This is a genomic window from Staphylococcus sp. B1(2026), assembly GCF_058895785.1.
The window spans coordinates 1-8743 of record NZ_JBZXTS010000053.1 but is presented as its reverse complement, the minus strand read 5'-3'; the positions used below and the strand labels follow the sequence as shown (position 1 = coordinate 8743).

The window sequence follows — 8743 nt, the reverse complement described above, 5'->3', positions numbered from 1 at the left end:
TTAGAGTCATGTTATTTTGAATGGTGTTTTGTCTTCATTTAACATGACTTTTTTTATCTCTTAAATTGTGTTAAGATGGGAGATAATAAATAATTTGAAGGAGATTTTATGTTATTTTTATTAATTCTTGCGAGTTTTATAGTTATCATTGATCAGCTGTCTAAATACTATATTGTGAGTCATTATCATATAGGTGAATCGGTAAGTATTATAGACAATTTCTTTTATATTACTTCTCATAGAAATGCTGGTGCTGCTTGGGGTATTTTACAAGGACATATGTGGTTTTTCTATATTATTACGTGTCTTGTTATTGGTGCGATTATTTATTTCTTAGTGAAATATTACAAGACTTCTACAACATTATTTAATATTTCATTAAGTTTACTATTGGGTGGTGCTATTGGTAATTTTATTGATAGAGTAATCAATCAACAAGTTGTGGATTTTTTACATTTCTATATTTTTGATTATAATTTCCCTATTTTTAATATTGCTGATATGTCTTTAAGTATTGGCGTAACATTATTATTAATAGAAGCATTTTTTGACAAGAAGAAAACCAATTAATGATATGACAATCATTAATTGGTTCTTTTTATTTGTTAAAATACTCAATGGCTGCTTTTAATTGCACATCATTTTCTTTTAATTTTTTACTAAATGCTCTAATAATTTCAATAGAAGTTGCTTCATTTAATTGCTTTGTTTTTTCTATTTTTTGCATATCTTGAAATTTATTAATTGATACTAATAATTCATCATCAAATTTATCATCAATGTTTCCTGAATACATGTCTAAATAATGTAAAATTGTTTTGATAGATTTAATTGCTTCATTTTGTTGACCTACTTCATAAGTTGTGGTTGTATCAAATACAGGTACTTTAGCATAATCTGGTAACTCTACTTTAATATCTGGTTGAATACCTTCTTTATGAATCCAATGACCTGCTGGTGTTAACCATTTGCGAATCGTATATTTAATTAGTGAATCATCAGCATAATCTACTGTTGTTTGTACAGTACCTTTACCAAAAGATTTAGTTCCAATTAATTTAATATTGGCACTTTCTTTTAAAGCACCTGCTAAAATTTCAGAAGCCGAAGCACTACCTTCATTCATCAATACAATTGTTTTAACATTTTTTAAGGCTGCATTAATACTTCCTGTTGCTTTCACTATATCTTTTTCACCATTACGATTTTCAACTTGATAAATAACTTTATCATTATCTATAAATTCATTCGCAATTGTATAGGCTGAATCTAATAAACCACCTGGATTATCACGAACATCTAAAATTAATTTTTCAACATGATCTTGTGGTATTTTTTCTAAAGATGCTTGTAATTGTTCCGCTGTGTTATCTTGAAATGCTGTAATGGTAATATGTGCAATATGATTATCTAATAACTCATATTTTACTGATTGCTCAGTAATTTTTTGACGTGGAACTGTAATATCAAATGTTTTATCACCACGTTGGATGGTTAGTTTAACTTTAGTACCTTCTGCACCTTTAATCAAACTCGTTGCTTCATTAATTTCTAAATCTTTTAATACTTTACCATCTGCCTTAACAATAATATCACCTGCTAAAATTCCCGCTTCTTGAGCTGGACTATCTTCTAAAGGTGAAACAACTGTTAATTGATTATTATGTCTTTCAACTTGTACACCAATACCTACAAAATCACCACTAACTTGGGTATGAAATTGTTGTGCTTGGTCGCTTGTCATATATGATGAATAGGGATCATCTAATGATGTTAACATACCGTTTATTGCACCATCAATTAATTTTTCATCATTAACCTTAGTATAGTAATCTTCAGTCAATAAATCATACGTATATAAAAATTTATTTAACTTACTGTTACTATAAAAACGGTCAGAAAATACTTTCCATATAATCATACCTGACACTAATGCTGTAACAATCATTGATAAAATAATTGCAATAATTAAAGTTGACTGTCTTACCATTTTAGACTTTTTCATTGGCATAGGTTTATTATATTCTTCCATAATTATCACCTCATACTATAATGAAAGAGGATGAAGTTAAGCTTATCACACTCTTTTTACTTATCCTCATCCTACTTTATCATTTAATTTTTCTTAATCTAATTGACTCACTGTTTCTAATGCAACTTCGATCATATCACTAAATGTCGTTTGACGTTCTTCTGCTGTTGTTTCTTCGCCTGTAATTAAATGATCAGATACAGTTAAAACTGATAATGCACGACAATCAAATTTTTGTGCAATAGTATATAGAGCTGTTGTTTCCATCTCAACTGCTAAAATATTATGTTCGATTAAATCATTAATATTACGTTTTGTAGCATAAAAAATGTCTGAAGTAAACACATTACCACATTTCAAATTTAAGCCTTTCTCTTGACCGATTTGATATGCACGATATAATAAATCAAAATTAGCTGTCGGTGCAAAATCTATGTTACCAAAATAATTACGATTCATGCTTGAATCTGTTGATGATGCCATAGCTAAAATAACGTCACGAATATTTGCATCTGTACTTAAACCACCACATGTCCCAACACGGATTAATGTTTTAACGCCATATGATTGAATTAATTCTGTTACATAAATTGAAATAGAAGGAATACCCATACCTGTTCCTTGAACACTAATACGACGTCCTTTATATGTACCAGTAAAACCGTACATACCACGCACTTCATTATAACATTCTACATTCTCTAAAAATGTTTCTGCAATATATTTTGCACGTAAAGGATCTCCTGGTAATAAAACGATATCTGCAATTTGTCCTTCTTTAGCATTAATATGAATACTCATAATCTATTTCTCCTTAAAATTTAATCTGTTTCTAAATAATCTTGCCATAAAGCATCTAATAATTGAAAGTCTACTGGATAATCTACTGATAATTCGAGATAATTACTAATTTCTTGATAATTAGTTGCTTGTTTAGGAAATGCAACATCTAAAAATATAGCTTCTGCTAAATCACCACTTGATGTTACTTCAAATCGATGTGTCATCATATAGTGATAAAATGATCTTCTCATAAATTATCCTCTCTTATACAATAACAAAATAAAGGCCATATTTATTGAACAACAACATTAGCGATTGCCGTTGTTGTATGATCAACTTGATCTACTGATAAGAAGTCTAATGTTCTTACTTTGTCCATATTGGTAATAATACATGGTGTAATAATCGATTTAGCTTTTTGTTGAACAAAAGGTAAATCAAATGTCACTAACTTTTGACCTACTTCTATTTTATCTCCGGCTGTAACATGTGTTTCAAAACCTTCACCATTTAAAGCGACAGTTTCTAAACCGATATGTATTAATATTTCTAAACCATTTTTAGTACGAATACCTACGGCATGTTTCGTTGGGAAAACTTGAACGATTTCACCAGCAACTGGTGAATAAACTTCACCTACAGTTGGTTCTATCGCAAAACCTTCACCCATCATTTCTTCTGAAAATACAGGATCAGGTACTTCTTTTAAAGGTACATAATTACCAGTCATGTGTGCCATTAAAGTTACATTATGATCAATTGGTTCTTTACTCGAGAATAATTTACTAAAAAATCCCATTTGCATTTCTCCTATTATTTAAATATTGTATGCTCTGTTAAATATTATACTAAATCAAAATTCAATATACAAGTAATTGTCTAATCCGTTATAAATAATAAGCCTACTGCACCAACGCCTGTATGTGTACTCACAATAGGTGAAGTAATACAAATATCTTCATCTTTAATTGCATAACCTGTTATTTCTTTAAATTGTTCACGAATTTTTTCCATAATGACTGGACTATTCGCATGTGGTAAAGCAGCATAAACGACCTTTTTACCATCAGCTATATCTTTTTTAACATTATCCATCAATAATTTAATCACTTGATTTGTACTTCGTACTTTACCAACTTGCATTAAAGTACCTTCTTCAACTTTTGTTAAAATTTTAATATTTAATAATGTACCAAGTAGACCTGAAGTTTTACTCAAGCGTCCACCTTTTACTAAATTATCTAATTTATCAATAGTGACATAAGTATGAAATTGTTCTCTTAATTTAATTAAATGTGCTTCTATTTCATCTAAACTATAGCCTTGTTCAATCATTTTAGCAGCTTCTATTACTGCGTAACCTAAAATTTTTGAAATTGACCAGCTGTCAAAAACACGTATATTTTCAGGGTTTTCAGCTGCAAAAGCTGCTGCTGTTCTAGCTGTACCACTTAATCCACTTGATAAGTGTAAAGCTAAAACTTGATGACCTTGTTTCAGATTATCATTAAAAGCGTCTTCAATTAATAAGGGTGCTGGTTGACTAGTTTTAGGTAATTGCTCAGCCTGTAGCATTTTATCAATAAATTGTTGCGGTTGAATATCTATACCATCACGATATTCTTCGCCACTAATATTAATCGTTAAGGGTAAAACTGTAATATCATATTGTTGAATGATTTCTGGTGATAATTCTGCTGTAGAATCTGTTATAATTTTTATTTTTGACATTTTATTCACTCATCCTCTTCGTTTATAATGATAAAAAGTATGTGGCCATTTATTTTTATCATCAACCACACCTTCTCTTGTACTAATCAATTGCCATGTTTTTTCATTATATTGTGGAAAATAAACATCACCTTCAAATTGATGATGGACAACTGTAATAAACATATCTGATACTTTTTCCATCATAGCTGTATATAATTGGGCACCGCCAAAAATATAAACTTCACCTGATAATTTTTCAATTTCTTCAATTTGATGAATTACATCAACACCTTCAACTTGAAAAGCTGTGTCACTAGTTAAAACGACATTTCGTCTATTAGGTAAAGGTTTACCAATACTCTCGTAGGTTTTTTTACCCATAACAATCGTATGCCCAGTCGTCTTTTCTTTTACAAATTTAAAATCATTAGGTAAATGCCAAGGTATTTTATTGCCATGACCAATCACATAATGCTCATCATGTGCTACAATTATCGCTAACATTAGTTATCTTCCTCCTATACTGCAATTGGCGCTTTAATTGATGGATGTGATTGATAATCTACTAATTCAATATCTTCCATTTTAATATCAAAAATAGACGTCAAATCATCATTAATTTTTAATTTAGGCATTGGGAAAGAAGTACGAGATAATTGTTGTTCAATTTGTGCAACATGATTTTTATAAATATGTGCATCTCCAATTGTATGAATAAATTCACCCACTTCTAAATGACATTCATGTGCAATTAAATGTGTTAAAAGTGCATACGATGCAATGTTAAAAGGCACACCTAAAAAGACATCCGCTGAACGTTGATATAATTGACAAGATAATTTATTATCTTGTACATAAAATTGAAATAATGTATGACATGGTGGTAAGGCCATTGTTGGAATATCTTCTGGGTTCCAAGCAGAGACAATTAATCTTCTTGAATTAGGATTCGTTTTAATTTGTTGGATAACATCAGCTAATTGATCGATAACTTGCCCTTGTGTTGTTTGCCATTTACGCCACTGTTTACCGTAAACATCTCCTAAATTACCAAATTGACGGCTAAAATCATCATCAGTTAAAATTTTATGTTTGAATTCAGCCATTTGTGCTTTATATTGTTCATTGAAAGCTTCATCTGTTAAACTGCGATGTGCAAAATCTGACATATCTGGGCCATCATATGCTGAAGACTCCACCCAATTTTTAAATGCCCATTCATTCCATATATTATTATTATGTTGCAATAAAAACTTAATGTTCGTATCACCTTTAATAAACCAAATTAATTCAGATAACATCGTTTTAAAAAATAATTTTTTAGTTGTTATGGCTGGAAACCCTTCTGATAAATCAAAACGCATTTGATAACCAAACAGACTGTAAGTTCCTGTATTTGTACGATCATCTTTATAATGATTTTGTTGTAAAATATCTTTACATAGTTGGTGATAAATTTCATCTACATGCATGTTATTACCTCTTCCTAATTTAATTTGCTAATTCTCCAATAATGAAATTTTGTATTTTTTCTAATACATTGATAACAATTGTCAAAAGTAAACGAACGATTTTTAAAATGATTTCTTAAAACGATTGCTCTTCTTGTTACTCTAAGTGCTTGTTCAATCGTTGCTTGTGTAACCATTTGATATTCCACAGTATGTTTAACTTGTTGTAAAGCTGATGACGATAAAATGGTTGTATCAAACATAGGGTCAAAATAAACAATATCAAAACTATTATCATCACATTGTAATAAATAATCATAATGATGTTGTTGTAATAATGTAATTTTATCTATGCTTGATTGTAGTTCGGGATATGGATGATGCTGCATACCTGATCGCATAATCGTAAATAAATTTTCATTTGCTTCAGTGGCAATAATTTTACCTGATGTTAATTGAGAAGCTAGCACTAAACTATCTGCCCCTAAACCAAAAGTCGCATCTAATATAATATCATCAGATTTTAATTGACACATCTCTATTAGCGGGTCTATTTGACCTTGTTGTAATCTTTTGAGACGAAACATTGCACTATTTGGATGAAAATAGATGGGTATTTGATGTAATGAATAGAATGTAATTTTTCGTTCGTCTACAACTAATATACGTTCACTATAATGTTGATGCATTTTTGCAATCGTATATTGATTACGTGCAATAAAATGAATGTTAAATTGTTCAGCTAGTTGATGCGCAATTGTTAATTGTTTATTTGTCGGTCTGTATGAAGTTGTAATAATCATTTTTTATAATTTTGTGCTTTCAAAAATATCATTAATTCATCAATGCACGTTAATGTTTGGCTACTTAAATGATGTTCAATACCTTCTACATCTTGATGAATATTTTCTTCTTCAACACCAATCATTCTTAAAAAATCTTCTAATAATTGATGTCTTTGTAATAATCTTTGTCCTGTGATTTTACCTTTTTTTGTTAATGATAAACCACGATAACGTTCATAAATTAAATAACCATCTTGATCTAATTTTTGAACCATTTTTGTTACTGAAGAAGGTAAAACACTCAATTCTTCTGCAATATCTGAAACACGGGCATAACTTTTTTCTGAAATTATTTTATAAATAATTTCAATATAGTCTTCCATACTTGGTGTAGCCATTTACCCGCCTCCTTTTCTAAATGATTAAATTATTTTATCATAAATCAAAACTTGAGCCAATGAAAAAACATTAATTTAAAATAATTTATATGGTATAGTAAAGTTAAATGATGAAAGGATTTAATATTATGGTACAAATTTTTACAGATGGTGCAGCACAAGGTAATCCTGGTAATGCTGCAATTGGCATTGTATTGAAAGATAATGAGAAAAATACAACTATGCATTTTTCTCATTTTATTGGCACGTATGATACACAACAAGCTGAATTTATTGCTGTTATTTATGCACTTAAATTAGCAAAACAATATCATATGACATCTATCATTTTACATACAGATTCAAAAACAGTCGTAGATAGTATTGATAAAGCATATATTAAACAGCCACTCTATCAACCTTTATTAAATGAAATTTTAAATTTATTAACTGAATTTGATTTATTTTTTATTAAATGGATTGCACGACATGAAAACAAAAATGCTGATCATCTAGCTAAACAAGCTTTACATCATTGTCACTTAAATCAACAAATCGCACAATTACCTCTATTATAATTTTAAATTTTTCTTAATATATTGATGTGCAACTTTCAATTCATTATCTACCAATACTTTTTCATTAATTAATGGTAAATAAACGGCTTGAGATTTCATTATTTCAATTTCTACATCTACTGCGATTGTCGCAAGCTTATAACTTAAATGTAATAGCTCTAAACTATCGTTTATTTTAGTTTGTTGACCTTTAGTTAAATCATTTAAATGTGCAATTAAATTATCAATCGTTTGATATTGTTGAATGAGTTTTAAAGCTGTTTTTTCACCGATGCCTTTTACACCTGGATAGCCATCAGCTGTGTCTCCCATTAAAGCTTTAACATCAACAAATTGTTGCGGTTGGATATGATATTCGTCAATAAATCGCTGAATAGTATATGTGTTATATTCAGTGAATCCTTTTTTGATTAACCATACTTGAATATGCTCATCTAATAATTGTAATAAATCTCTATCTCCTGATACGATAACGACTTGTTGTTGTTCCTGAGATAATTTTTTGGCCACTGTACCTATACAATCATCTGCTTCGTAGCCTATTTGTCCTATATTATAAAAACCTAATTGTTCACTAACTGACTTCACAAGATTAAATTGTGGTTTTAATTCATCAGGTGGTGCTTGTCGATTAGACTTATAGTCTGTATATAATTCATTTCTAAACGTATGCTGACCCATATCCCAAAATACGACAACATGACTAGGCTCAACCATATCTATTGCACTATAAATATGTCTTACAAAGCCTTGAACACCATTCGTTGCAATGCCTTGACTATTTTTCATAAAATGCTGATTAACTGCTGTTGCAAAATAATGTCTAAATAGCAATGCCATACCATCTACTAGTAACCATTTTTCTTTATTCATGTCCACCTCTAATTAATTTTATTTATTTAAGTGTAAAAATCTTACATTATTTTGTCAATAAAAAAATTTCATAGCAAATAGATGTTGAACTTAATATCGTTTGACATCTATTACTATGAAATCTTTTGGTTCTATAATTTAAAGTGTTGAT

Annotated in this window: 12 protein-coding genes; 2 read left to right on the top strand and 10 right to left on the bottom strand. The window is 29.4% G+C overall.

The window, feature by feature from the left end; genetic code table 11:
* The first annotated feature begins 108 nt into the window (after positions 1–108).
* On the top strand, positions 109–570 hold the full coding sequence (lspA, locus tag AC5EAH_RS07245; protein WP_493494109.1) for a signal peptidase II: 462 nt from the start codon (positions 109–111) through the stop codon (positions 568–570).
* A gap of 28 nt (positions 571–598) precedes the next feature.
* Here the strand turns inward: lspA and AC5EAH_RS07240 are convergent, their stop codons facing one another.
* The 9 genes from AC5EAH_RS07240 to mntR all read right to left on the bottom strand — a co-directional run bounded on the left by AC5EAH_RS07240 (position 599) and on the right by mntR (position 7162).
* Complete coding sequence (locus tag AC5EAH_RS07240) at positions 599–2032, bottom strand: S41 family peptidase (protein ID WP_493494108.1); 1434 nt, start codon at positions 2030–2032, stop codon at positions 599–601.
* A 93-nt stretch (positions 2033–2125) separates the two neighbouring features.
* Entirely contained in the window at positions 2126–2833 is a 708-nt protein-coding gene (gene deoD, locus AC5EAH_RS07235; protein ID WP_493494107.1) for a purine-nucleoside phosphorylase, read from the bottom strand.
* A 20-nt stretch (positions 2834–2853) separates the two neighbouring features.
* On the bottom strand, positions 2854–3066 hold the full coding sequence (locus AC5EAH_RS07230; protein WP_493494106.1) for a YozE family protein: 213 nt from the start codon (positions 3064–3066) through the stop codon (positions 2854–2856).
* A gap of 41 nt (positions 3067–3107) precedes the next feature.
* Complete coding sequence (locus AC5EAH_RS07225; RefSeq protein ID WP_493494105.1) at positions 3108–3614, bottom strand: PTS sugar transporter subunit IIA; 507 nt, start codon at positions 3612–3614, stop codon at positions 3108–3110.
* 80 nt (positions 3615–3694) lie between these two features.
* The gene (locus AC5EAH_RS07220; RefSeq protein WP_493494104.1) at positions 3695–4546 is read right to left on the bottom strand and encodes a DegV family protein; all 852 of its coding nucleotides are present in this window, start codon (positions 4544–4546) and stop codon (positions 3695–3697) included.
* Positions 4547–4555: 9 nt separating this feature from the next.
* Positions 4556–5032 (bottom strand): dihydrofolate reductase, encoded by a 477-nt coding sequence (locus AC5EAH_RS07215; protein ID WP_493494103.1) that lies wholly within the window; start codon positions 5030–5032, stop codon positions 4556–4558.
* 14 nt (positions 5033–5046) lie between these two features.
* Complete coding sequence (locus AC5EAH_RS07210) at positions 5047–6000, bottom strand: thymidylate synthase (RefSeq protein ID WP_493494102.1); 954 nt, start codon at positions 5998–6000, stop codon at positions 5047–5049.
* A gap of 14 nt (positions 6001–6014) precedes the next feature.
* Positions 6015–6782: a class I SAM-dependent methyltransferase gene (locus AC5EAH_RS07205; RefSeq protein WP_493494101.1), complete on the bottom strand. Its 768-nt coding sequence runs from the start codon at positions 6780–6782 to the stop codon at positions 6015–6017.
* A complete protein-coding gene (mntR, locus tag AC5EAH_RS07200) occupies positions 6779–7162 on the bottom strand; it encodes a transcriptional regulator MntR (protein ID WP_493494100.1) in 384 nt (127 codons plus the stop codon). The genes AC5EAH_RS07205 and mntR overlap by 4 nt, the downstream gene beginning before the upstream one ends.
* 128 nt (positions 7163–7290) lie before the next feature.
* Here mntR and AC5EAH_RS07195 point away from each other — a divergent pair, with 128 nt between their 5' ends.
* Positions 7291–7719, top strand: a complete 429-nt coding sequence (locus AC5EAH_RS07195) for a ribonuclease HI family protein (protein WP_493494099.1) — start codon at positions 7291–7293, stop codon at positions 7717–7719.
* Here AC5EAH_RS07195 and AC5EAH_RS07190 read toward each other — a convergent pair.
* Positions 7714–8592: a 5'-3' exonuclease gene (locus AC5EAH_RS07190; protein WP_493494098.1), complete on the bottom strand. Its 879-nt coding sequence runs from the start codon at positions 8590–8592 to the stop codon at positions 7714–7716. The two genes, AC5EAH_RS07195 and AC5EAH_RS07190, sit on opposite strands and share 6 nt — an antisense overlap.
* Positions 8593–8743 lie beyond the last annotated feature (151 nt).

Coding starts and splice junctions, on each gene's coding strand:
- lspA (WP_493494109.1), top strand. CDS start 109: ATGTTATTTTTATTAATTCTTGCGAGTTTTATAGTTATCATTGATCAG.
- AC5EAH_RS07240 (WP_493494108.1), bottom strand. CDS start 2,032: ATGGAAGAATATAATAAACCTATGCCAATGAAAAAGTCTAAAATGGTA.
- deoD (WP_493494107.1), bottom strand. CDS start 2,833: ATGAGTATTCATATTAATGCTAAAGAAGGACAAATTGCAGATATCGTT.
- AC5EAH_RS07230 (WP_493494106.1), bottom strand. CDS start 3,066: ATGAGAAGATCATTTTATCACTATATGATGACACATCGATTTGAAGTA.
- AC5EAH_RS07225 (WP_493494105.1), bottom strand. CDS start 3,614: ATGGGATTTTTTAGTAAATTATTCTCGAGTAAAGAACCAATTGATCAT.
- AC5EAH_RS07220 (WP_493494104.1), bottom strand. CDS start 4,546: ATGTCAAAAATAAAAATTATAACAGATTCTACAGCAGAATTATCACCA.
- AC5EAH_RS07215 (WP_493494103.1), bottom strand. CDS start 5,032: ATGTTAGCGATAATTGTAGCACATGATGAGCATTATGTGATTGGTCAT.
- AC5EAH_RS07210 (WP_493494102.1), bottom strand. CDS start 6,000: ATGCATGTAGATGAAATTTATCACCAACTATGTAAAGATATTTTACAA.
- AC5EAH_RS07205 (WP_493494101.1), bottom strand. CDS start 6,782: ATGATTATTACAACTTCATACAGACCGACAAATAAACAATTAACAATT.
- mntR (WP_493494100.1), bottom strand. CDS start 7,162: ATGGCTACACCAAGTATGGAAGACTATATTGAAATTATTTATAAAATA.
- AC5EAH_RS07195 (WP_493494099.1), top strand. CDS start 7,291: ATGGTACAAATTTTTACAGATGGTGCAGCACAAGGTAATCCTGGTAAT.
- AC5EAH_RS07190 (WP_493494098.1), bottom strand. CDS start 8,592: ATGAATAAAGAAAAATGGTTACTAGTAGATGGTATGGCATTGCTATTT.